Source organism: Rhodanobacter sp. LX-99 (genome assembly GCF_018599185.1).
In the GTDB taxonomy this organism is placed as follows: domain Bacteria; phylum Pseudomonadota; class Gammaproteobacteria; order Xanthomonadales; family Rhodanobacteraceae; genus Rhodanobacter.
The window spans coordinates 2,055,845-2,078,216 of sequence record NZ_JAHFVL010000001.1 but is presented as its reverse complement, the minus strand read 5'-3'; the positions used below and the strand labels follow the sequence as shown (position 1 = coordinate 2,078,216).

Genomic DNA, 22,372 nt, shown 5'->3' with positions numbered 1-22,372 from the left:
CCATGGGCCATGCGCTGCTGCTGGTGCAGTTGGTGGCGATCCTGGTCACGGCACGCGCACTCGCCTGGCTGCTGCGCTGGATCGGCCAGCCGCCGGTGATCGGCGAGATGATCGCCGGCCTGGCGCTGGGCCCGCTGCTGTTCGGCGCACTGGCGCCGGCCTGGCAGGGCTGGCTGTTCGCGCCGGCCAGCCTGCCGGCGCTGGACGGGCTGAGCCAGATCGGCCTGGTGCTTTTCATGTTCATCGTCGGCGCCGAGCTGCGCCTGTCCGGCGGCGTGAGGCAGGCGCTGCGCGCGGCCGGGGCGGTGGGCGGACTCGCCGTGCTGCTGCCGATCGGGCTCGCCCTGCTGATCACGCCGCTGTTGTATGCGCGCTACGCGCCGGCGGGCATCGCGTACTGGCCGTTCGCGCTGTTCCTGGCCGCGTCGCTGGCGATCACCGCGATGCCGGTGCTGGCGCGCATCCTCAAGGATCGCCACGTCACGCACACACCGGTCGGCCAGCTTGCGCTGACGGCGGCGGCGATGGCCGACGTGCTGGCGTGGATCCTGCTCGCGCTCACCGTTGCGCTGATCTCCGCGCACGGCGACTGGGCGCCGTTCTGGCGCAGCGTACTCGGCGTCGGCGCCATGCTGGCGCTGTGCTTCGGCGTGCTGCGGCCGCTGTTGCGGCGCTGGCTGACGCGGCATGCGTCGAAAGGCCGCCCGGACGGCGGCGTGCTCGCGGCGCTGCTGATCGGCGCGTTCGGCTGCGCCGCGTTGACCGAGTGGCTGCATCTGCACGCGGTGTTCGGTGCGTTCGTGTTCGGCCTGTGCCTGCCGCGCGACGATGCGTTGCTGGCCGGGCTGATCGAACGGCTGGAACACGTCGCGGTGATCGCGCTGATGCCGGTGTTCTTCGCGCTGACCGGGCTGAGCACCAGTGCCGACGCGTTCCAGCGCGATGCGCTGGACGCCTTCGCGCTGATCCTCGCGGTGGCGGTGGTCGGCAAGGTGCTCGGCGGCGCGCTCGGCGCGCGCCTGGGCGGCCACGGCTGGCGCGACAGTCTCGCGGTCGGCTCGCTGATGAATGCGCGCGGCATGGTCGAGCTGATCGTGCTGAAGATCGGCCTCGATGCCGGCGTGATCGGCCGCGAGATGTTCACCCTGCTGCTGTTGATGGCGATCGTCACCACCATGATGAGCACGCCGATGCTGCTGTTCTTCAGCCGCCACCGCCGGCTTGCCGCCGTGGAACGCTCACGCCACCCAGACCAGGGTTGAGCCAGCATCGGTCGTGCACGGCAGCCGTCGCGCACTCCCGGAGTCCTGGACCAGCATGAGCGACGCGATGCACGAAGCGGTGATCCTCGGCGGTGGCCTGGCCGGCCTGTGCCTGGCGCTGCAGCTGCGCGGCGAATTTCCGGACATGGACATCCTGGTGCTGGAGCGCAACCGGCACCCGCTGCCGGCGGCGGCGCACAAGGTCGGCGAGTCGACGGTGGAGATCGGCGCGGATTATTTCGACCACACGCTGGGCCTGCGCGAGCACATGGACGCCGCGCACATCCGCAAGTTCGGCCTGCGCTATTTCTTCAGCGACGGCAGCAGCGACATCGCGGACGTCACCGAACTGGGCGTGAGCCGGATCCTGCCGGCACCGAGCTACCAGATCGACCGCGGCATCTTCGAGACCTTTCTCGGCGAGGAAGCGCGGCGACGCGGCATCGCGTTCCGCGACGGCGCCACGGTCAAGCGCTTCAACGTGGGCGAGCATGGCGCCGCGCACGAGGTGCACTACCTCGACGACGATGGCGAGCACCATGTCACGGCGCGCTGGCTGCTGGATGCGTCGGGCCGCGCCGCGCTGCTGCGCCGGCGCTTCGGGCTGACCGTGGACAACGGCCATCATGCCAACGCGGTGTGGTTCCGCATGGATGCGAAGCTCGACATCGACCGCTGGAGCGACGACGCCGACTGGCGTGGGCGCGTTTCGCCGCCGGAACGCTGGCGCTCGACCAACCACCTGACGGGGCCGGGCTACTGGGCGTGGCTGATTCCGCTGGGTTCGGGCGCGCACTCGGTCGGCATCGTCACCGACGCGGCGATGCATCCGCTCGACGGCATGCGCGATTTCGAGCTCGCGCTCCAATGGCTGCACGCCCGCCAGCCGGCCCTGGGCCGCGCGGTCGCCGCCGAGCGCGGCAACCTGCTCGACTTCCGCTTCCTGCGCAATTACTCGCACGACAGCCGCCAGCTGTTTTCCGCCGACCGCTGGGCGCTGACCGGCGAGGCCGGCAGCTTTCTCGATCCGTTCTACTCACCCGGAAGCGACTTCATCGCGATCGCCAACACCTACATCGTGGCGCTGCTCGGCCACGATCGCGCCGGCCGCAAGCTGGCGCCATACGCGCACATCTACGAGCAGCTGTTCCGCTCGTTCTACGCGAACACGCTGAGCCTGTTCCGCGGCCAGTACCCATTGTTCGGCAACGCCCAGGTGCTGCCGGCCAAGGTGACCTGGGACTACGCGTACTACTGGGGCGTGCTGTGCCAGCTGATGTTCCAGCGCCGGCTGACCGACCTCGACCTGCTCGGCGAGATGCGCCCCGAACTGGAACGCGCGCAGGCGCTCAATGCGCGCATGCAGCAGTTGTTCCGCCACTGGCATGCGGCCAGCAGCGGCCACAGCCGGCGCGAGATGCTGGACCAGTGCAGCCTGGCCTGGTTCGCCGCACTCAACCGCGGCCTGCACGACAGGCTGGACGATGCCGGCATCCGCGCACGGCTGCGCGGGCACGTGCGCGTGCTCGACGGCCTGGCCGATGCGCTCACCCTGCAGGCAGCCGCCGTCGACGCGCGCCTGCACGCACCGCTGTCCGGCCAGCCGCGGCCGGCGCTGTTCGACGCGGCGAGGTGACCGCGCGGCTCAGCCCATCGCGCCGTTGACGCCGATCAGCTGGCCGTTGATGTAGCCGGCCGCGTCCGAACACAGGAACGCGACCAGCGCCGCGACCTCCTCCGGCTTGCCGGCGCGCTGCGCGGGGACCAGCTCGCGGATGCGTTCGGGCGGGAACGCGGCCTCGGCCATGCGCCCCTCGATCACACCGGGCGCGACCACGTTGACAGTGATCCCGCGCGAGGCCATCTCGCGCGCCAGCGACTTGCTGGCGCCCACCAGCGCGGCCTTCGCCGCGGCGTAGTTGGTCTGCCCGCGATTGCCCAGCTGCGCCGCCGCCGAGCCGATCGAGACGATGCGGCCGAAGCGCGCGCGCGCCATCGGCAACAGCAGCGGCCGGGTGACGTGGAAGAAGCCGTGCAGTGAGACGTCGATCACCCGGTGCCACTGCTCGTCGCTCATGCCTGCCATCGGCGCGTCGTCGTGGATGCCGGCGTTGTTGACCAGCGCGTGGATCGGCTCTTCGGACAGCAGCACGTCCAGCGCCGCGCGGGTCACCTCCGCGTCGGTGACGTCGAACGCCAGCGCCTGCGCGCTGCCGCCTCCGGCAACGATCGCCGCGGCGGTTTCCTCGGCCCGGGCCAGGCTGTGGTGGCCGTGCACGATGACGTGCCAGCCGGCCGCGGCGAGCGCGTGGCAGATCGCACCGCCGAGCTCGCCGCTGCCGCCGGTGACCAGGGCGCGACGTGCGGGATGGGCTTCGGACATGGCAGGCCTCGCAGGCGGATCAACGGGAAGGATAGATCACCGCGGCGCGCCCGCTGGCCAGCAGGCGGCCGCGATGCTCGACGCGGAACGCATACTGCGCGCCGCCGCCGTCGGCGTACAGGCATTCGGCATGGACGTCCAGATGGCCGTCGAGCCGGTCGACGTATTCCTCGAACAGCTGCACGTCACGCAGGCTGACCAGCCGGCCGGGGCGCACCGTCTCGTCGCCGCGCGCGCGCGCCAGCAGCGCGCCGTGCACCGCCGTCGCCTGCGCGCCATATTCGGCCAGATGCACGGCGTGCAGTCCGTGCGCGCCGCGCAGCGGGTTGTCGGCGCACGTGTGGCCCGCGCTGATCGCGTGGATACTGCGCTCGTCCCACGCCAGCACCGCTTCGAGCAGGCACATCGTGCCCGCGTGCGGAATCAGCTGCGCCCAGTCAGTCTTGTCGAGCATGCGGCGCCATCAGGATCGACAGGCAGAAGTGGAAGGCCACGCCCAGGCTCACCGTGAGCCCGATCGCGCGCAGCACCGGGATCGTGGCCCACGCCAGCATGCCGAACACCAGCAGCGCGGACAGCACGCAGACGAGGGTGGCGTGCAGGGTGCGTCGCTGCTCGGCCGGGTCGCCGGTGTCGCGCTCGAAGAACAGGGCGTAGTGCAGGCCGAGGCCGCCGGCGAGGATCAGCGCGACCAGGTGGAACAGCGAGATCTCGACACCGGCCACGCGCTCCACCGCCAGCACCAGGAAGGTCGCTAGCGTCATCGGCGCCAGCACGTGCCAGGCGCGGCGCAGGCTACGCAGCGCGAACGTGATCGTCAGCACCAGCAAAATCGCAGCGACCAGCAAGGCCTGCAGGATGCGCGTGCGGTAGTCGACCACCAGCGACTCCGAGGCTGCCTTCAGGTCGAGCAGGCGCACCGCGCCGTTGGTGTTTTCGCCCAGCGTCTGCAGCGCGGCCGCGTCGTGCACGCCGCTGACCGTGCCCAGGCCCAGCCAGTGGCCGTCGCGCTCCACCAGCATCGCAGCGAGGCGCTGGCCCAGCGGCGTCTGTGCGTAGCGCTGCGGCGTCAGCGGCGGCAGCTGGCGCGCGGTTTCCACATCGTCGACGAACGGCTGGAACAGATCGGCGCGGAACGGCAGGCCCTGTGACGCTTCGTCCAGCGCGTGCTGCAGCGTGGCGCGGTCGGGCAGCTTCTGCTGCCGCTTCCGCTGCAACGCTGTCGTCGGCAGATAGCGTGACGGCAATTCCAGCGCATCGGCCGCATGCTGCGCCAGCAGGGCATCGACGCGCGGCTGCAGCTTCTCCGACAACGCCAGCACGCCCTGCTCGGTCGGCGCCTGCAGCACCAGCAGGTAACGCACGTCGGGCGCGCCGAGCGCCTCGCGCAGGCGCGCGTCATGCTGCAGCAGATCCTGCGGCAGCGGGGTCAGCGCGGCGAGGTTGTTTTGCCAGAACGGCGCGGGTGCGAGCGCCAGCATCAGCACGACCGCCACGGCGACCGCGGCGGGAATCCAGCGCGGCCGCGGCAACCGGTCGACGACATCGCGCGCGCGCGCCAGCCAGCGCATGTCGGCGACGTCGCGCACGCGCCGCGGCAGCAGGTGCGGCAGCAGGTAGCGCGTGCTGAAGCCGGCCACCAGCAGGCCGACGATGGTGAACACGGCCAGTTGCTTCAGCCCGTTCACGCCGGAGGCGTAGAACGCCAGGTAGGCGATGCAGGCCGAGGCGATCGCGGTCAGCAGCAGCGGCCACAGGGCGCGCACGCTGTGCACCGCATCCTCGCCGGCGCGGCGGTGGCTGAGCACGCGGATCGGATATTCCTGCGCCACGCCAAGCAGGGTGAAGCCGAACGCCAGGGTGATCCCGTGCACTTCAGGGAAGGCGAGCGTCAATGCGGCGATGCCGGCCAGCGCGGCGCTGGCGATCGGCAGCGCCGACAGCAGCAGCGAGCTGAAGCTGCGGTACGCCAGCAGCAGCAGCGCGACGAAGCCCACGGTGGAGATGCGCCCGATCCAGTCGGCCTGGTGCCGCGTCTTCGCGCCGACCACCACGCTGAAGTAGCCCGGCCCGCTCAATTCCAGCTTCGCGCCGGCACTGCCGGGCAGCGCATGGAAGGCCTGCCGGATGCCGTCGATCGCCTGCTGCTGCGCGCCCGGATCGAAACCGGCGGCCACCGTCTGCACCAGCAACAGCGCTTCACCCTGCGGCGAGAACCACACCCCCTCGCGCAGTTCCGGCGATTTCGCCGGCGCCCACAGCTCGGCCAGTTTCAGCACCTCCAGCGTGGGGTCGCGCGGCAACAGGCCTTTCAGCAGACTGGCCGCCGGCGAGGAAAGATCGTCCAGCCGCTGCTGCAGCTGGTCGGCCAGGTACGCTTCGTCCAGCGGCTGCGTGTCCAGCGTGGGCGACAGCAGGAAGCGGTACGGCAGCAGGCCGGTGTCCAGCGCGCCGAGGTCGAAGCTGCCGTTGAGTACCTGGCTGTAACGCAGGTCGTGCTTCAACGCCGCGGCGAGGCCCTGGCTCAGCGTCGCCAGCCGTGCGTCGGACTGGCCTTGAATGGAGAGCAGCAGCAAGCGCGAACCCGGCCCTTCGCCGACCTGCTCCATCAGCAGACGCTGGTCCGGCGTGGTCGGTGCGGGCATGAAGCTGCGCAGGTCGGTGCTGACGTGCAGGCGCTGGCCGACCACCCAGCCGAGCCCGGCCAGCGCCAGCAACCATCCGATCAGCAATGCCGCGCGGGCGCCCCGGCGCATGCTCAGGGCGCGCCCTGGCACAGCGCCTGCAGTGCCTCCCGGGTAGGTTCGGCCGGCATCTGCGCGGCCAGCGGGCCCAGCAGGTCGACCGCGAGATCGCCGTCGGCTTCCTGCATGTGCATGCAGCGCGAGGCCTTCGCGTAGCCGTCGATGCGGATGTTGGCGACGGTCTTCGCCACGCGCGCGTCGCGCGGCACCAGGGTCAGCGTCCACGCGCCGCCGGCGTCGCCGCCCTGGCGGATCTCGAATGCCTGCTGCAATCGCGCGGCGTCGCCGCTGAGCAATGCCACGAAGCTGTCCAGCAATACCTGCAACTGCGGCGCACGCTTCAGCGAAAAGTGCCGCGGGCTCTTGCCGGGACGCTGCTGGGTCACCTCGCCGTCGGCGATGGTGGACGTTTCCTGCTGCGGGTGATCGACGCGCCGCTGCAGCCGGTCGCCGCCGAGCCACGACAATTCGCCGGAGACCACCAGCGGCCGATCGAGCACCTGCAGGAAACGCGCCTCGGCGAACGCGGTATGCGCGGGTGCGGGCTGGCCCAGGGCCGCGATCAGCGCCGGCGCGGACGACGCTGCCGGCGCCGGCTCAGATGCCGACGCGCTCGCCCACAGCGGCAGCAGCAGGCCCATCAGCCACAGGCGCGTCTTGCCAGAAATCATAGAAGTTGAACCAGTTGTAGGGAGCGACATGGATGTAGTGTTCCAGCCGTTGCGCGTAGCGGGCAATCAGCGCATCCAGCGCCGGGCCGCGATCCTGCCGCGGGATCTGCACCTGGTCGCTGAACGGCTCGAAGACCAGCTTGTAGCGGTTGCCGCCCAGGTACAGCCCGAAGCACAGTACCACCGGCACCTGCAGCGTATGCGCCAGCAGCCACGGGCTGATCGGGAACGGCGCGGGGGAACCGAGGAAACCGGTGCGCCGCAGCACCTCGTGGCCGCGGCCGCGGTCGGCCAGCATCGCCACCAGCGCGCCGTCGTGGCAGGCCTCAGCCATCGCCAGCGCGATCGTGGCGCCGTCCTGCGCCGCGTCGATCACGCAGGCGCCCACGTCCGGCGCCAGCGCTTCGAGCAGTTCGGTCATCGCCGGGGTCTTCTGCTTGTCCAGCACCACGCGCAGCGGCATCTCCGGCCGGCGCGCGCCGATCGCCCGCAGCGCCTCGAAACTGCCCTGGTGCGAGCCGAACAGCAGCACGCCGCGACCCTGCGCGAGGCGTTCGTCGAGCAGGTCCAGGCCTTCGGTCTCGATCTGGAATGGCTGCTCGCCGTGTGCGAGCAGGAAGATCCGGTCCAGGATCGTCGCGGCAAAGCAGTGGATATGCTTCAGCACCTGCCATGCCGTGGCCGGCCGGCCGAACACGCGCTGCAGGTACTGGCGTGAGGCCCGTCGTTCCGGTGCGCGGCGCAAGAAGAAGTACAGCGTGATCGGGTACAGGCACAACCGGCCAAGTCGGCGCCCGCCATGCAGTGCGATCGTGCGGATCAGCCACAGCGCGAAGCGGCCGCCGCCTTCCGGTCGGCTCTGCCAGTGTGTGTGTGTGCTCATGTCGTTCCCTCGACCAGGCCGCGCGCCAGCAGGATGCCGTCACGCCGGATTTCGAAACGCGCGCGCGCGCCGTCCGCGGCGGTCAGGCGCAACGTGGCGGTTTCTTCCGGCAACAGCGGCGCCACGAACTTCGCCTCCAGCACGCGGCCCAGCCGCTGGTCGCGCCAGGCGCGCAAGGCCAGCGCCACCTGCTCCAGCAGGATCACCCCCGGCACCAGCGGCGCACCGGGAAAGTGGCCGGGCAACGCCGGATGCCCCGCGCCGATGCGCAGTACCTGTTCGAAGCCGGCGTTCATGGCGCCACCGCGCGCTTGCCGCGCAACAGTTGCGGCCAGTGCAGCGCCAGCTGCAGCAGCATGTCGTGCAGGCCGGGATGATGCAGATGGCGCAGCCGCCAGCGGCGATAGGCGTATTCCAGCAGGAACGCCGCAGCCAGCAGGATGTAGCAACCCAGGTGCAGCCACGTCGCGGCCCAGCGCTCGGGCACCGGCAGCGGCACGGCGATGCCGGCGCGCGCCAGCAGGCCGCTGTGGCCGGCGCACAGCAGCAGCACGGTCAGCAGCAGCGCCTGGGTGCCCAGCAGCACCGTCCAGAACCAGGTGACCTGGCGGGCGTAGGCGGCCACGCCCGGCTGCAGCAGCCGTTCGGCGCCTTCGATGGCGACGATGAAGCGCGCCACCAGCGGCTCGGACGTGCCCAGGGTGCGGCCGAACCAGCCCGCCAGCAGCGCATTGATCAGCACCGGCACCGCCTCCAGCAGCAAGTCGGCGAAGCCGTAGCGCCACGTCCACAGCAGGCCGGCCAGCATGCCCGACCACCACAGCCACGGCGCGGCGCGGCGCGCCAGCAGGCGCGGCAGCATCAGCACGGTGAGCAGCAGGGCCAGCGCCAGCAGCGCGAAGACCTGCCGACGCGTCACCGCGCCGGCGATCGCCAGCAGCGGGTAGGCCGGCAGCAACAGCAGGCCGTAGCGCCGCGTCGTGCCGTCAGGTGGTGAAGAGGACGTCATGCCGGGTTCCGCGTTGGCTCCGTCGAAGCCGCCAGCCTGCCACCGGCGCCGGAACATGGCGTGACAGAAGCGGCGTCGATGCGACGATGCGCCCGCTTCAACCGACGCGGTTCTTCTCGACATGCGCGGACAGCGTGCGCAGGCTGGTGAAGATCTGCCGGTTGTCCGGGTTGTCCGAGCGCAGCTGGAAGCCGTAGCGCTTGGACACGGCCAGGGCGATTTCCAGCGCGTCGATGGAATCCAGTCCCAGCTCGCCGCCGAACAGCGGCGCATCCGGGTCGATCTGTTCCGGGGTCACGGTCTCGAGATTCAGGCATTCCACGACCAAGGTGGCCAATTCGTGCTGTGCCGCTGTCTGTTCCGCCATGCTCGATTCCGTACGCTGGATGCATTGCCTCCCCCCGGTGGCAGTGGGCGCGGAGTGTAACATAGCGCCCTTGTCGCTCCCGGTTGTACGCAATGATGCAGGGCTGTGAAAACCCCCAGATCGACCCGCAGCCGCGCCGCGCGCCGCGGGTGTCCTACCGCATGGCCGAGGTCGCCGTGACCCTGGCCGAACCCGGCACGCTGGCGCTGTTCGGCTTCGGCGCCGGCACCCCGGCCAGTACCGATCCACGCTACCTGCAGGTCGCACTGGAAACCCTCGATGCGCCTGCGCCGCTGGAACTGTGGCAGGTCGACGCGCCGGTCAGCAGCGGCAGCGACGGTGCGCTGCGCTGGTCGGCCGGCGGCGGCTGGCTGTTCGCCTCGATCGAACTGGACGAGCGCGAACACGGCGGCCCCATCGCCACCGCCCGGCTGGCCTACGAGCAGTTGCACCGCTTCGTCGCCACGCGTGAGGCGCGGCATGTGCTGCGGGTCTGGAATTATCTCGGCGCGATCAACCACGGCGACGGCGACGCCGAGCGCTACAAGCACTTCTGCGACGGCCGCGCCAGCGGCATGGGCGACTTCTTCGCCGAAGGCTTCCCCGCCGCCACCGCGATCGGCCATCACGGCCACCCGCATCGCCTGCAGGTCTATCTGCTGGCCTGCGACCAGCCCGGCACGCGGGTGGAGAATCCGCGCCAGGTCAGCGCCTGGCGCTACCCGCGCCAGTACGGCCGCACCCCGCCCAGCTTCGCCCGCGCGATGGCGCTGCCGGCGCAGGACGTGCTGGCGATCTCCGGCACCGCCGCCGTGGTCGGCCACGCCTCGGCGCACCAGGACGACCTCGACGCCCAACTGGAAGAAACCCTGACCAACCTCGAGGCACTGCTGGCCAGCGCCGGCATGGCCGCCGGCTTCGACACCCGTTCGCCGCTGAAAGCCTATGTGCGCCACGGCGCCGACGCCGCGCGCGTGCGCGCGTTCCTGCAAACCCGCCTGCCCGGCGTGCCGGTGCTGCTGCTGCACGGCGACATCTGCCGCAGCGAGCTGCTGGTGGAGATCGACGGCTGGCGCTACGCCTGACTGCCGGGATTAGGGATACGGGATTGGGGATTCGGAAAAGCGGGGCCGCAGTGGCTTCTGACGAATCCCCAATCCCGTATCCCTAATCCCGTTGTTTTACTGGCCGCTTCCATCCTTCGAACGTCTGCTGCCGGCCGCGCGCCACGGTGAGTTCGCCTTCCGGCGCATCGCGGGTGATCACCGAACCGGCGCCGATGGTGGCCAGTGCGCCGATGGTCACCGGAGCCACCAGCGCGCTGTTGGAGCCGATGAAGGCGCCGTCGCCGATGCGCGTGGTGAACTTGTTCACGCCGTCGTAGTTGCAGGTGATGGTGCCGGCGCCGATGTTGACGCCGCGACCCACCACGGTGTCGCCGAGGTAGCTGAGGTGGTTCGCCTTGCTGCCTTCGCCGAGGCGGGTCTTCTTGGTCTCGACGAAGTTGCCGATGTGCACGCCGGCGTCAAGTTCGGTGCCGGGGCGCAGCCGCGCGAACGGGCCGATCGTGCAGGGGCCGTGGGTCACCACGCCGTCCAGGTCGCAGTGCGACTGCACCACGCTGCCGGCCACCAGCTGCACGTCCTTCAGCCGGGTGAACGCGCCGATGCGCACGTCGTCGCCTAGCACCACGCGGCCTTCCAGGATCACGTCGATGTCCAACTCGACGTCGTGGCCGGCCTCGACCGTGCCGCGCACGTCGACGCGCAAGGGATCGGCCAGGCGCACGCCATCGGACATCAGCGCGCGCGCGGCACGCTGGCGATACGCCGCTTCCAGCTCGGCCAGCTGCAGCGGATTGTTCGCGCCGGCGGCCTCGATCGGGTCGACGCATTCGACGCTGCGCGCCGCCCGGTTTTCCGCCGTGGCCATGCGGAAGATGTCGGTGAGGTAGTACTCGCCCTGCGCGTTGTTGCGGTCGAGCCGGCCGATCCAGCCGCGCAGGGCCTGCGCCTCGGCGACCAGGATGCCGGTGTTGACCAGGTTCACCGCACGCTGGTCGGCATCGGCATCCTTCTCCTCGACCACCGCGCGCACGCGGCCGTTGCCGTCGCACAGCACGCGGCCATAGCCGTGCGGATCGGCGGGGCGGGTGGTGAGCAGGCTGAAGCCGCCTTCGGCCGCCACCAGCTGTTGCAGTGTCTCGACCCGGGTCAGCGGCACGTCGCCGTACAGCACCAGCACGCGCACGCCATCGGGCACGCCGGCCAGCGCCTGCTCCACCGCGTGGCCGGTGCCCAGCCGTTCCGCCTGCAGCGCCCAGCGCAGATCGGGCTGGTCGGCAAACGCGGCCGGCACCTGTTCGCCGCCATGGCCGTAGACGACGTGGATCACCGCCGGCTGCAGCGCGCGCGCCGCAGCGACCACGTGCGCCAGCAACGGCCGGCCGGCCAAGGGCATCAGCACCTTCGGCCGGTTCGATTTCATCCGCGTGCCGGCACCGGCGGCGAGGATGACGACGTGGAGAGGCGTTTGGTTCATGGCTGCAGGACCTTGTCGCGTGTCGATCAAAAAGCATACCAGCCCGTCCTGGCCGGATGATGGCGGGAACGGGTTCATGGCGTTGCCGCCGCGGCCGACACCGCGGGCTTGCCGGCATGGCACTCGAAGCGGAACACGCAGGCGAGACTGAACGGTCGCGTCTCGCTGTCCACCACATGGCTGTTGCCGTCGGCATCGGCAGCCCAGCGGTTGATCTGCAGCGGATTGAACTGCCACTGCAGCGCAGCCACGCGCACCGCGGCGATGAAGGCGCGCCGACTGGCATCCGCCTGTGCCTCGCCCGTGACGCGTACTTCGCCGACCATCCCGTTCGCACCGACGATCAACAGCGCCGGCACCTCCTGCGGCGGCGGGCAACTGGCAAGCAGATTCGGTGGATACGCCGGCGACACGCGCCGGAACGGTGTGCCGCCGCTGGACACCTCACCCAGTGCCAGTTGATAGCGCGTCGTGTCGGGCGGCAGCACGGCCCGCCACGACGCCCCGCCGGTGGCGAATGACGATGGCGACGGCAGGGGCGGCGTGGTGGCGCAGCCGACGAGAGTCAGCAACAACCCGCCGCATGCGTACTTCAGCCACGTCATCGTCGTCGTCCCTGCCTGTCCAAAGCTGCATCGTGCCGACGCAAAAACGCCGGCACAAGGCCGGCGTCCTTTTCTGAAGTGTCCATCGAAGCGACCGCTTCATCGACGAGTGCAGCCACGGACGGCCGCCTTTTGATCCTGGCTCTGCGCTCACGGACGAGCGCACAAACTCAGTGCTTGAGGTTCTTGCGCAGCCGCTCCAGCGCCTGCAGCTGGGTGATCGCTTCGGCCAGCTTGGCCTGGGCCTCGGCGATCTCCATCGCGTCGGTGCGATTGGCCAGCGCGTCTTCGGCTTCCTTCTTGGCGCGCTGCGCGGAAGCTTCGTCCAGGTCGGCGGCGCGGGCGGCGGTGTCGGCCAGCACGGTGACCACCTGCGGCTGCACTTCCAGCATGCCGCCGGAAACCCAGAACTGCTGGCGCTCGCCGCTGGTCAGCAGCACATCGACGTGGCCCGGCTTGAGGCGGGTGATCAGCGGCGCGTGGCGCGGCGTGATGCCGAGTTCGCCGATTTCGCCGGTGGCAACGACCATCGTCGCGTCGCCGGAGAAGATCTCGGCTTCGGCACTGACGATGTCGACGCGAATGGTGTGGGTCATGATTCTCTCTCGCTACGCTCGGTCGATCGATCGGGATTCGAGATTAGGGATTCGGGATTCGTCCAAAGCGCGATGACGCTGCTCTACGAATCCCGAATTCCGAATCCCAAATCCCGGCTCCAGGATCAGGCCGCCTTCTTGGCGCCCATCTCTTCCGCTTTCTTGATCGCCTCGTCGATGCCGCCGACCATGTAGAACGCCTGCTCGGGCAGATGGTCGACGTCGCCGTCGACGATCATCTTGAAGCCGCGGATGGTTTCCTTCAGCGACACGTACTTGCCCGGCGAACCGGTGAACACCTCGGCCACGTGGAACGGCTGCGAGAAGAAGCGCTCGCACTTGCGCGCACGCGCCACGGCCTGCTTGTCCTCTTCGCTGAGCTCGTCCATGCCGAGGATCGCGATGATGTCCTTCAGCTCCTTGTAGCGCTGCAGCGTGCCCTGCACCTTGCGGGCGACGTCGTAGTGCTCCTGGCCGATCACGTTCGGATCGAGCTGGCGGCTGGTCGAATCGAGCGGATCCACCGCCGGGTAGATACCCAAGCTTGCGATGTTGCGGCTGAGCACCACGGTCGCGTCCAGATGCGCGAAGGTGGTGGCCGGCGACGGGTCGGTCAGGTCGTCCGCGGGTACGTAGACGGCCTGGATCGAGGTGATCGAGCCGGTCTTGGTCGAGGTGATGCGCTCCTGCAGCACGCCCATTTCCTCGGCCAGCGTCGGCTGGTAGCCCACCGCCGACGGCATGCGGCCGAGCAGCGCGGACACCTCGGTACCGGCCAGCGTGTAGCGGTAGATGTTGTCGACGAAGAACAGCACGTCGCGGCCCTTGCCGTGCTCGTCCTTTTCGTCGCGGAAGTACTCGGCCATGGTCAGGCCGGTCAGCGCGACGCGCAGGCGGTTGCCCGGCGGCTCGTTCATCTGGCCGTACACCATCGCGACCTTGTCGAGCACGTTGGAGTCTTTCATCTCGTGGTAGAAGTCGTTGCCCTCGCGGGTACGCTCGCCCACGCCGGCGAACACCGACAGGCCTTCATGCGCCTTCGCGATGTTGTTGATCAGTTCCATCATGTTGACGGTCTTGCCCACGCCGGCACCGCCGAACAGGCCGACCTTGCCGCCCTTGGCGAACGGGCAGACCAGGTCGATCACCTTGATGCCGGTTTCCAGCAGGTCGGTCGCGGCGGCCTGGTCGGCGTAGCTCGGCGCCTCGCGGTGGATCACCCACTGATCCTGCTCGCCGATCGGGCCGGCCTCGTCGATGGCGTTGCCGAGCACGTCCATGATGCGGCCCAGGGTGGCCTTGCCGACCGGCACCTTGATGCCTTCGCCGGTGTTGCGCGCCTCGAGGCCGCGCTTCAGGCCTTCGGTGGAACCGAGCGCGATCGTGCGCACGATGCCGTCGCCGAGCTGCTGCTGGACTTCCAGCGTGATCTCGGTGCCGTCGATTTTCAGTGCGTCATACACCTGCGGCACCTGGTCGCGCGGAAATTCCACGTCGACGACCGCGCCGATGATCTGAACAACTTTGCCCTGGCTCATGCTGATAGCTCCGGATGAATCTCTTTAAGATTTCGATTTGTACAAAGCGCCAATGAAACGTCGCTCTTACTGGGAGTGCGGCCATGGATGGCCGCTTCTTGATCTTGCCCTGCGATCACGGACGATCGCATTTACACAGCCGCGGCGCCGCCGACGATTTCCGAGATTTCCTGGGTGATCGCAGCCTGGCGCGCCTTGTTGTAGATCAGCGTCAGCTCGTCGATCACCTTGTTCGCGTTGTCCGACGCGCTCTTCATCGCGACCATGCGCGCGGCGTGCTCGCTGGCCAGGTTCTCCAGTGCCGCCTGGTACACCACCGATTCGATGTAGCGGGTCAGCACGTGCTCCAGCACGGTCTGCGCGTCCGGCTCGTAGATGTAGTCCCAGTCGTGGCTCGCTTCCAGCTTCACGCCGGCGTAGGCCGACTCGCCCGCTTCCTGGTGCGCTTCCATCTCCGCGGCCACCAGCGGCAGCGGCAGCAGCGCGTCGATGGTCGGCTTCTGCGTCATGGTGTTGACGAAGTCGTTGTAGGCGAGGAACACGCGATCCAGGCCGTTGGCCTGGTAGGCGTCCATCATCACCTTGATCACGCCGACCAGTTGCTCGAGCTTGGGCCTCTCGCCGAGGTGACTGACGCTGCCGACCAGGTTGACGCCCTTGAGGCGGCGGAAGAACGCCACCGCCTTCTGGCCGATCGCCACCACGTCCACCTGCACGCCCTGCTTCTGCCATTCGGCGATCGCCGGCAGCAGGCGGCGGAACAGGTTGGAATTGAGGCCGCCGCACAGGCCGCGATCGGTCGACACCACGATGTAGCCGACCCGCGCCACGTTGTCGCGCTGGACCATGAACGGATGGCTGAAATCGGTGCTGGCCTGCGCCACGTGCGCGATCACCTTGCGCATGGAGCGCGCATACGGACGCGAGGCCTTCATCAGATCCTGCGCCTTGCGGATCTTCGAGGCCGAGACCATCTCGAGCGCGCGCGTCACCTTGCGCATGTTCTGCGTGCTCTTGATCTTGGTTTTGATTTCGCGTCCGCTGGCCATGCTCTACTCGCTCGCTTTGCTCACTCGTGGGATTCGGGATTAGGGATTCGAGATTCGTTGATGCCTCGACCTGCGGCCTTTTCGAATCCCGAATTTCAAATCCCGATTCCCGGTTCTCTTACCAGCTGCCGGTCTTCTTGTACTCGTCCAGCGAGGCCTTGAAGACGCCCTCGATGTCCTTGTCCCAGTTGCCGGTGGCGACGATGGTCTTCATCAGGTCGGCATGGTTCTGATGCATGAACGCGTGCAGGCCCTTCTCGAACGGCAGCACCTGATTCACCGGCAGGTCGTCCAGGTAGCCCTGCTCGGCGGCGTACACCGACAACGCCAGTTCGGCGATCGACAGCGGCGCGTACTGCTTCTGCTTCATCAGCTCGGTGACGCGCTGGCCGCGGTCCAGCTGGGCGCGGGTGGCCGGGTCCAGATCCGAGGCGAACTGCGCGAACGCGGCCAGCTCACGGTACTGCGCCAGCGCCAGCTTCACGCCGCCGGACAGCTTCTTGACGATCTTGGTCTGCGCGGCGCCGCCGACGCGGGACACCGAGATGCCGGCGTTCACGGCCGGACGGATGCCGGCGTTGAACAGGTCGGTTTCCAGGAAGATCTGGCCGTCGGTGATCGAAATCACGTTGGTCGGCACGAACGCCGAGACGTCGCCGCCCTGGGTCTCGATGATCGGCAGCGCGGTCAGCGAACCGGTCTTGCCCTTCACCTCGCCGTTGGTGAACTTCTCGACATACTCCTCGGACACGCGCGAGGCGCGCTCGAGCAGGCGCGAGTGGAGGTAGAACACGTCGCCCGGGTACGCCTCGCGGCCCGGCGGGCGCTTCAGCAGCAGCGAGATCTGGCGATACGCCACGGCCTGCTTGGACAGGTCGTCATAGACGATCAGCGCGTCCTGGCCGCGGTCGCGGAAATATTCGCCCATCGCGCAGCCGGAGTACGGCGCGACGTACTGCAGCGCGGCCGACTCGGACGCCGAGGCGACCACGATGATGGTGTTGGCCAGCGCGCCGTTCTCGTCGAGCTTGCGCACCACGTTGGCGATCGACGAACGCTTCTGGCCGATCGCGACGTAGATGCACTTAATGCCGGAATCCTTCTGCGCAATGATCGCGTCGATCGCCAGCGCGGTCTTGCCGGTCTGGCGGTCGCCGATGATCAGCTCGCGCTGGCCGCGGCCGACCGGGATCATCGCGTCGACCGACTTGTAGCCGGTCTGCAGCGGCTGGTCGACCGACTTGCGCCAGATCACGCCCGGCGCGACCTTCTCGATCGGCGCGTTGAGCTTGGCGTTGAGCGGGCCCTTGCCGTCGATCGGGTTGCCCAGCGCGTCGACGACGCGACCGAGCAGCTCCGGGCCGATCGGCACTTCCAGGATGCGGCCGGTAGTCTTGGCGGTGTCGCCTTCGCGCAGGTGCTGGTATTCGCCCAGCACCACCGCGCCGACCGAGTCGCGCTCGAGGTTCAAGGCGAGGGCAAACGAATTCCCCGGCAGCTCGATCATTTCGCCCTGCATCACATCGGCCAGGCCGTGGATGCGCACGATGCCGTCGGACACGCTGATGATCGTGCCCTCGTTGCGCGCTTCCGCGCCGAGCTTGAACTGCTCGATGCGGCTCTTGATCAGTTCGCTGATCTCGGACGGATTCAAAGTGGTGCTGGACATGGTGGTTATCCCGAAATTTTAGAATCGAAGCTCTTTCCCAGAGTCCGGCCATGGATGGCCGGTTTTTGCTCTTCGCGAAATGGACTTCGCGTAAAACTTAATGCGCCAGAGCGCTGGCCAGTTGCGCCAGGCGTCCGCGTGCGGAGCCGTCGATCACTTCTGCGCCGGTATCGATCACCACGCCGGCCAGCAGCGAGGCATCGACCCGGGTATCGAGTTCGATCTCGCGCTTGAAGCGGCGCTTCAGCGATGCCTTGAGCTGCTCGGCCTGGGCCGCGTCCAGCGCCATCGCGCTGGTCACCTTGACCAGCAGCTGCGACTCGGACTCGCGCTTGAACGCCTCGAACAATTCGGCCACTTCCGGCAGCAGCGCCAGCCGGCGCTGCTCGGCCATCTCGACGAGGAACTGCCCGAACGGGGCATCAGCGGCCACGCCGGTGGGCAGATGCAGCGCCACCAGCTGCGCCGGCTGCACCCGCGGGTCGTTGCCGAGGCCGGCCACGCGCGGATCCTTCGCCACCGCGGCGGCGAATGCCAGCGCCTGCGACCATGCCTGCAGCGAACCGGCCGCATGCGCCACTTCGAAAGCGGCGCGAGCGTACGGGCGGGCGAGGGTGATTGCCTGGGCCATCGATCAGATCTCGGCCGCGAGCTGGTCGAGCAAGGCCTTGTGCGTCGAGGCATCGACCTCGCGCTGCACGATCTTGCTGGCGCCCTGCACGGCCAGTGCACCGACCTGCTCGCGCAGCTGGTCGCGGGCACGCTGCGCCATCGAGGCGATGTCGTCCTGCGCCGCCGCCTTCAGCCGGTTGATCTCGCTGACCGCTTCGCCGCGGGCCTTCTCGATGATCTGGTTGGCCTGCTGCTGGGCCTTGTCGATGATCTCGGAAGCCTGCAGGCGCGCCTGCTTGATCTCGCCGGCCACCTTCACGTCCGCGCTCTTCAGCTCGGCATGGGCGCGCTCGGCTGCGTTCAGGCCTTCGGCGATCTTGATCTGCCGATCTTCGATGGCCTTGTTGATATGCGGCCAGATGAAATGGACGCTGAACCAGATCAGGATGGCGAACGAAATCATTTCGCCAATCAAGGTCGCGTTGAAATCCATCGCTGCGTTACCTGTAAATGCGGGTTGAAACAGGCCCGGGCGTCACGACACCCGGGCCGAAACGGCGACGCCGCAGCGTCGCCAGGGGAGCTTACGCGCCAGCCAACTTCGACAGCAGCGGGTTCGCCACGGCGAAGTACATCGCCAGCGCCACGCCGATCAGGAACGCGGCGTCGATCAGGCCGGCCAGCAGGAACATGCGGCCCTGCAGCAGCGGCACCAGCTCCGGCTGGCGGGCAGCGGCTTCGAGGAACTTCGAACCCATGACGCCGATACCGATACAGGCACCGAGCGCACCGAGGCCGATGATCAGGCCCAGCGCAATGGCGGTGAAGGACTGGACTTGAGCAATGTGAGCGATGAGTTCCACGACGATCTCCTGAGAAATTCAAACTGAAGTAGACAAAAGGATGAAACGAATGCTTCGAGGTACGCGGATCAGTGGTGATCGTGCGCCATCGAGATGTACACGATCGTCAGCACCATGAAAATGAACGCCTGGATCGAAATGATCAGGATGTGGAAGATGCCCCACACCGTGTAGCCGATGATGCCTGCGCCGTACAGCGCCCAGCCAGCGAGGCCCGCGCCGGCGCTGAACAGGCCGGCGATCAGCATGAACACCAGCTCGCCGGCGTACATGTTGCCGAACAGTCGCATCGCCAGGCTCACCGGCTTGGAAGCCAGCTCGACGAGGTTGAGCAGGAAATTCGGGATCCACAGCAGCGGATGCTTGCCGAACGGCGCGGTGAACAGCTCGTGCATGTAGCCGCCGGCGCCCTTGGCCTTGAAGCTGTAGAAGATGATCAGGATGAACACCGTCAGCGACATCGCGAACGTCATGTTGATGTCGGCGGTGGGCACGGCGCGGAAGTGGCCGACGCCAAACTTCTCGGTGATCCACGGCAGCAGGTCGACCGGCAGCAGATCCATCGCGTTCATCAGGAACACCCAAACGAACACGGTCAGCGCCAGCGGGCCGAGCACGCGGCGGTCGCCATGGAACACGTCCTTGACCTGGCCGTCGACGAACTCCAGCACGATCTCGACGAACGCCTGCCCCTTGCCCGGCACGCCGGCCGTGGCCTTGCGCGCCTTCAGCCAGAACCACAGGCAGAACATCACGCCCAGCACCAGCGACACGGTGACCGAGTCGACGTGCACCGCCCAGAAACCGCCCTCGCTGGTGTGCGGAGTCAGGTGCTGCAGATGGTGCTGGATGTATTCGGTAAGACCGCCAGTCGGCTCGCTTGCCATGGATCAACCCTTGAATCTGAACGCCAGCAGATAAACCGCGTAAGCCGCCGCCAACCCCGTGATGGCGGCCAGCGGTGGCAACTTGAATTGGAACAGGATCACGACCAGCCCCCCGACGATCACGATCCATTTCAGGAACATGCCCGTCAGCAGGCGGCTCAACGCCAGGCCCGCCCCGCCGAGGCCGCTGAAGAATCGCGCCGACATCAACGCGGTACCCAGCGCCACCAGCGCCGCACCTGCAGCTGCCGACACCGCTTCGCGGCGCCCCAGCGCCAGGAAAACCAGGCCAGCCAGCAGCGCCACAGCAAGCTGCAGCAAAATGATGCGCAAGGCGAGGCGTCGACCAGAGGCAAGACTGTTCAGCACGTAGCGTCTCCGCGCGGCCTGCATCAGGCGGCACCGATACAGCTAAGGGCCACGATCCAATCCGCAAAAGTATATCAGTGCGGCAATTGCGCGGACAAGCCGTGCTGCCTGCGGCATCGTGTCCGACCGCACGGATCGCATCCGCCAGGCCACCACCGCCGGCATGTTCCTGCGAAACGTACATACAAACAGGGCCGAACACTCGGTTCGGCCCTGTTTCATCGCGTGAACTGCGACGTACTGCTGGATTACTTGGCGGCAGCCTTCTTGGCAGCGGCGACCGGCGCGACGACGGCGTCGTTGGCGGCCTGGCGCTGCTCCTGCACGAGCGCATTCAGCGACTCGGCGGTCTTCTGGGTGATCGCGAGCACTTCCTGCGAAACCGCCACCGCACGCTCGGCGTTGTCGCGGCTCAGGCTGGTGCCCTTTTCCCACAGGCTGCGCAGGCCGTTGATGTCGCGGGTTTCCAGCGCTTCGGCGACGAATTCGGCGGAGACCTTGGCCTGCTCCTCGAGCGCCTTGAGCTGCAGCTCGGCGACCGTCTCAAGACCCTTCAGGGCCAGCGACTGTGCCTTGAACGCGCTGTCGGTGAACTGCTTGGTGAAAGCGAAAAGCTGGTTGTTGAGTTGCTGCGTCATGACGTAGTCCTCGCTGAGGATGGGGGTAGTGGCATGCACTCTAGCAACGCTTCTGTTGCAATGCAACATATATTTTCGCATGCAAGCGAAATGGTCAAGAAACGTTCATGAAAAACTGTGGCTTATAGCCATTTCAAGCACTACCGCGGCGCGTCAAAAGCTGTCATGACTGCAGCTGGCTCCCGAGGTGCAGGTCTCGTGCACCACTACCTTGTCCAACCCGGCCAGGCGCGGTTGCAGCCGTTGCCAGATCCAGCGCGCCAAGATCTCACTGGTCGGGTTCTCCAGCCCTTCGATCTCGTTGAGATAGTGATGGTCAAGTTGCTCGTACAGCGGCGCAAAGGCCGCCTTCACGTCGGCGAAATCCATCACCCAGCCCAGTTGCGGGTCCGGCTCGCCCGTCACATGGATCTCGATGCGGAACGAATGCCCGTGCAGCCGCGCGCACTTGTGCCCGGCCGGCACGTTCGGCAGCCGATGCGCCGCCTCGATCTGAAACACCTTGAAGATATGCATGGCGGACGCCTGCGAGCAAATGATGGGCCGGCGGCAGAAAACACGCACGACGCGTTTGGTGGCTATGGGTGGACTCGAACCACCGACCCCAGCATTATGAGTGCTGTGCTCTAACCGGCTGAGCTACATAGCCTTGGGGAAACCCGCCATGCCGGATCGGAACGATGCGGGCGGGGCGCGGCAGTGTAGTCGGGTAACCCGGTCGGTTCAAGTCCGCCGCTTGCCGCCGCTTCGCGCGCCGTGGTTGAATCGACCGCAGGACTTCGCTGCGGTTCGGCCGGCATTGGCCGCGCCGTTCGACTCCAGGAGGCGACATGATTGATGTAGATGGCTACCGTCCGAATGTCGGCATCGTGCTGCTGAATGCAGACGGCCGGCTGTTCTGGGCGCGCCGGATCAATCGCGACGGCTGGCAGTTCCCGCAGGGTGGCATGCGCTCGGACGAGACCCCGCTGGAGGCGATGTACCGCGAACTGGAAGAGGAGACCGGCCTCGCCGCGCACCACGTCGAGGTCATCAGCGCCACCCACGGCTGGCTGCGTTATCGCCTGCCGAACCGCTATGTACGCCATCACCAGCGGCCCACCTGCATCGGCCAGAAGCAGGTCTGGTTCCTGCTCAAGCTGGTCGGCGGCGAGGATGCGCTGAAGCTGGACGCCTGCGACAAGCCGGAGTTCGACCTGTGGCGCTGGGTCGACTTCTGGTATCCCGCCGCGCACGTCGTCAACTTCAAGCGGCAGGTATACGAACGGGCATTGCGCCACTTCGCCCCGCTGGTGGAAGACCTGTTCAGCGTCCAGTTGGGCACCCTGCCGCCGCGCGACGACGCCGACACCCCGCCGACCGGGCCGCGCGACGGCCGCGCCGCCGCCTGAACGGATGGCCGCGCCCCGTCGACTGCTTGTTGACAATCATTCGCATTCGCGTTCTTATACGCGCCATGTACATCTGCATGTGCAACGCCGTCACCGACCACGACATCCGCCGCGAAGCGGCCGATGGGGTGCATACCTTTGCCGAACTGCAGGCCCGCACCGGCTGCTCGGACTGCTGCGGCTGCTGCGAGCAGGAAGCCCGCGCCACGTTCGACAAGGCGGTATCGCAAGTCCGTTGCCAGCTGCCGCTCGCCGCAGCCTGAGTTCTTCATCTTCTGTTTGCCATGCGGGATAC

General features: G+C 67.9%; 26 protein-coding genes and 1 tRNA gene. 5 read left to right on the top strand and 22 right to left on the bottom strand.

What is annotated here, in order from left to right; all coding sequences use genetic code 11:
- Positions 1-2 precede the first annotated feature (2 nt).
- Together KK131_RS09575 and KK131_RS09570 are read left to right on the top strand one after the other, a co-directional pair.
- Positions 3-1,262 (top strand): cation:proton antiporter, encoded by a 1,260-nt coding sequence (locus KK131_RS09575; RefSeq protein ID WP_214556413.1) that lies wholly within the window; start codon positions 3-5, stop codon positions 1,260-1,262.
- A 55-nt stretch (positions 1,263-1,317) separates the two neighbouring features.
- A complete protein-coding gene (locus tag KK131_RS09570) occupies positions 1,318-2,898 on the top strand; it encodes a tryptophan 7-halogenase (protein ID WP_214556412.1) in 1,581 nt (526 codons plus the stop codon).
- A 9-nt stretch (positions 2,899-2,907) separates the two neighbouring features.
- On the opposite strand, the gene fabG is transcribed toward KK131_RS09570, so the two are convergent.
- From fabG to KK131_RS09530, 8 genes are all read right to left on the bottom strand, one after another.
- A complete protein-coding gene (gene fabG / locus KK131_RS09565; protein ID WP_214556411.1) occupies positions 2,908-3,645 on the bottom strand; it encodes a 3-oxoacyl-ACP reductase FabG in 738 nt (245 codons plus the stop codon).
- A gap of 19 nt (positions 3,646-3,664) precedes the next feature.
- Positions 3,665-4,099: a phosphotransferase gene (locus KK131_RS09560; RefSeq protein ID WP_214556410.1), complete on the bottom strand. Its 435-nt coding sequence runs from the start codon at positions 4,097-4,099 to the stop codon at positions 3,665-3,667.
- Positions 4,083-6,401, bottom strand: coding sequence for an MMPL family transporter (locus KK131_RS09555; protein ID WP_214556409.1), 2,319 nt, complete (start codon positions 6,399-6,401; stop codon positions 4,083-4,085). The genes KK131_RS09560 and KK131_RS09555 overlap by 17 nt, the downstream gene beginning before the upstream one ends.
- A gap of 2 nt (positions 6,402-6,403) precedes the next feature.
- Positions 6,404-7,060, bottom strand: a complete 657-nt coding sequence (locus tag KK131_RS09550; RefSeq protein ID WP_214556408.1) for a LolA-related protein — start codon at positions 7,058-7,060, stop codon at positions 6,404-6,406.
- Complete coding sequence (locus tag KK131_RS09545; protein ID WP_214556407.1) at positions 6,987-7,943, bottom strand: acyltransferase; 957 nt, start codon at positions 7,941-7,943, stop codon at positions 6,987-6,989. The genes KK131_RS09550 and KK131_RS09545 overlap by 74 nt, the downstream gene beginning before the upstream one ends.
- Positions 7,940-8,239, bottom strand: a complete 300-nt coding sequence (locus KK131_RS09540) for a hydroxymyristoyl-ACP dehydratase (protein ID WP_214556406.1) — start codon at positions 8,237-8,239, stop codon at positions 7,940-7,942. The genes KK131_RS09545 and KK131_RS09540 overlap by 4 nt, the downstream gene beginning before the upstream one ends.
- Positions 8,236-8,952, bottom strand: coding sequence for a xanthomonadin biosynthesis protein (locus KK131_RS09535; protein ID WP_214556405.1), 717 nt, complete (start codon positions 8,950-8,952; stop codon positions 8,236-8,238). Before KK131_RS09535 ends, KK131_RS09540 begins: the two co-directional genes overlap by 4 nt.
- Positions 8,953-9,049: 97 nt before the next feature.
- Positions 9,050-9,319, bottom strand: a complete 270-nt coding sequence (locus KK131_RS09530; RefSeq protein WP_214556404.1) for a phosphopantetheine-binding protein — start codon at positions 9,317-9,319, stop codon at positions 9,050-9,052.
- Between the two features lie 92 nt (positions 9,320-9,411).
- Between KK131_RS09530 and KK131_RS09525 the strand changes: the two genes are divergently transcribed.
- On the top strand, positions 9,412-10,404 hold the full coding sequence (locus KK131_RS09525) for a pteridine-dependent deoxygenase (protein WP_214556403.1): 993 nt from the start codon (positions 9,412-9,414) through the stop codon (positions 10,402-10,404).
- Between the two features lie 82 nt (positions 10,405-10,486).
- Here KK131_RS09525 and glmU read toward each other — a convergent pair whose 3' ends face one another.
- From glmU to KK131_RS09455, 14 genes are all read right to left on the bottom strand, one after another.
- Positions 10,487-11,860: a bifunctional UDP-N-acetylglucosamine diphosphorylase/glucosamine-1-phosphate N-acetyltransferase GlmU gene (glmU, locus tag KK131_RS09520; protein ID WP_214556402.1), complete on the bottom strand. Its 1,374-nt coding sequence runs from the start codon at positions 11,858-11,860 to the stop codon at positions 10,487-10,489.
- A gap of 74 nt (positions 11,861-11,934) precedes the next feature.
- A complete protein-coding gene (locus KK131_RS09515) occupies positions 11,935-12,465 on the bottom strand; it encodes a hypothetical protein (protein WP_214556401.1) in 531 nt (176 codons plus the stop codon).
- A gap of 170 nt (positions 12,466-12,635) precedes the next feature.
- Complete coding sequence (locus KK131_RS09510) at positions 12,636-13,061, bottom strand: F0F1 ATP synthase subunit epsilon (RefSeq protein WP_214556400.1); 426 nt, start codon at positions 13,059-13,061, stop codon at positions 12,636-12,638.
- Between the two features lie 125 nt (positions 13,062-13,186).
- The gene (atpD, locus tag KK131_RS09505) at positions 13,187-14,599 is read right to left on the bottom strand and encodes a F0F1 ATP synthase subunit beta (protein ID WP_214556399.1); all 1,413 of its coding nucleotides are present in this window, start codon (positions 14,597-14,599) and stop codon (positions 13,187-13,189) included.
- 131 nt (positions 14,600-14,730) lie between these two features.
- Positions 14,731-15,648, bottom strand: a complete 918-nt coding sequence (gene atpG / locus KK131_RS09500; RefSeq protein WP_214556398.1) for a F0F1 ATP synthase subunit gamma — start codon at positions 15,646-15,648, stop codon at positions 14,731-14,733.
- A gap of 118 nt (positions 15,649-15,766) precedes the next feature.
- Positions 15,767-17,317, bottom strand: a complete 1,551-nt coding sequence (gene atpA / locus KK131_RS09495; RefSeq protein ID WP_214556397.1) for a F0F1 ATP synthase subunit alpha — start codon at positions 17,315-17,317, stop codon at positions 15,767-15,769.
- 97 nt (positions 17,318-17,414) lie between these two features.
- Positions 17,415-17,948: a F0F1 ATP synthase subunit delta gene (locus KK131_RS09490; protein WP_214556396.1), complete on the bottom strand. Its 534-nt coding sequence runs from the start codon at positions 17,946-17,948 to the stop codon at positions 17,415-17,417.
- A 3-nt stretch (positions 17,949-17,951) separates the two neighbouring features.
- Positions 17,952-18,422 carry a F0F1 ATP synthase subunit B gene (locus KK131_RS09485; protein WP_214556395.1) on the bottom strand — a complete coding sequence of 157 codons (471 nt, stop codon included), beginning with the start codon at positions 18,420-18,422 and terminating at the stop codon, positions 17,952-17,954.
- A gap of 91 nt (positions 18,423-18,513) precedes the next feature.
- Positions 18,514-18,798, bottom strand: coding sequence for a F0F1 ATP synthase subunit C (gene atpE, locus KK131_RS09480; protein ID WP_197736611.1), 285 nt, complete (start codon positions 18,796-18,798; stop codon positions 18,514-18,516).
- Positions 18,799-18,860: 62 nt separating this feature from the next.
- Positions 18,861-19,679 carry a F0F1 ATP synthase subunit A gene (atpB, locus tag KK131_RS09475; protein ID WP_214556394.1) on the bottom strand — a complete coding sequence of 273 codons (819 nt, stop codon included), beginning with the start codon at positions 19,677-19,679 and terminating at the stop codon, positions 18,861-18,863.
- Between the two features lie 3 nt (positions 19,680-19,682).
- On the bottom strand, positions 19,683-20,048 hold the full coding sequence (locus KK131_RS09470) for a hypothetical protein (protein WP_214556393.1): 366 nt from the start codon (positions 20,046-20,048) through the stop codon (positions 19,683-19,685).
- Positions 20,049-20,296: 248 nt separating this feature from the next.
- The gene (locus KK131_RS09465) at positions 20,297-20,686 is read right to left on the bottom strand and encodes a phasin family protein (RefSeq protein ID WP_056390767.1); all 390 of its coding nucleotides are present in this window, start codon (positions 20,684-20,686) and stop codon (positions 20,297-20,299) included.
- A gap of 153 nt (positions 20,687-20,839) precedes the next feature.
- Positions 20,840-21,202 carry a 6-carboxytetrahydropterin synthase QueD gene (gene queD, locus KK131_RS09460; protein WP_214556392.1) on the bottom strand — a complete coding sequence of 121 codons (363 nt, stop codon included), beginning with the start codon at positions 21,200-21,202 and terminating at the stop codon, positions 20,840-20,842.
- A 56-nt stretch (positions 21,203-21,258) separates the two neighbouring features.
- Positions 21,259-21,335, bottom strand: a tRNA-Met gene (locus KK131_RS09455).
- Positions 21,336-21,516: 181 nt separating this feature from the next.
- Here KK131_RS09455 and KK131_RS09450 point away from each other — a divergent pair.
- Together KK131_RS09450 and KK131_RS09445 are read left to right on the top strand one after the other, a co-directional pair.
- On the top strand, positions 21,517-22,077 hold the full coding sequence (locus KK131_RS09450; RefSeq protein ID WP_214556391.1) for an RNA pyrophosphohydrolase: 561 nt from the start codon (positions 21,517-21,519) through the stop codon (positions 22,075-22,077).
- 65 nt (positions 22,078-22,142) lie between these two features.
- Positions 22,143-22,340 (top strand): (2Fe-2S)-binding protein, encoded by a 198-nt coding sequence (locus KK131_RS09445; protein WP_250887396.1) that lies wholly within the window; start codon positions 22,143-22,145, stop codon positions 22,338-22,340.
- The last annotated feature ends 32 nt before the right edge of the window (positions 22,341-22,372 follow it).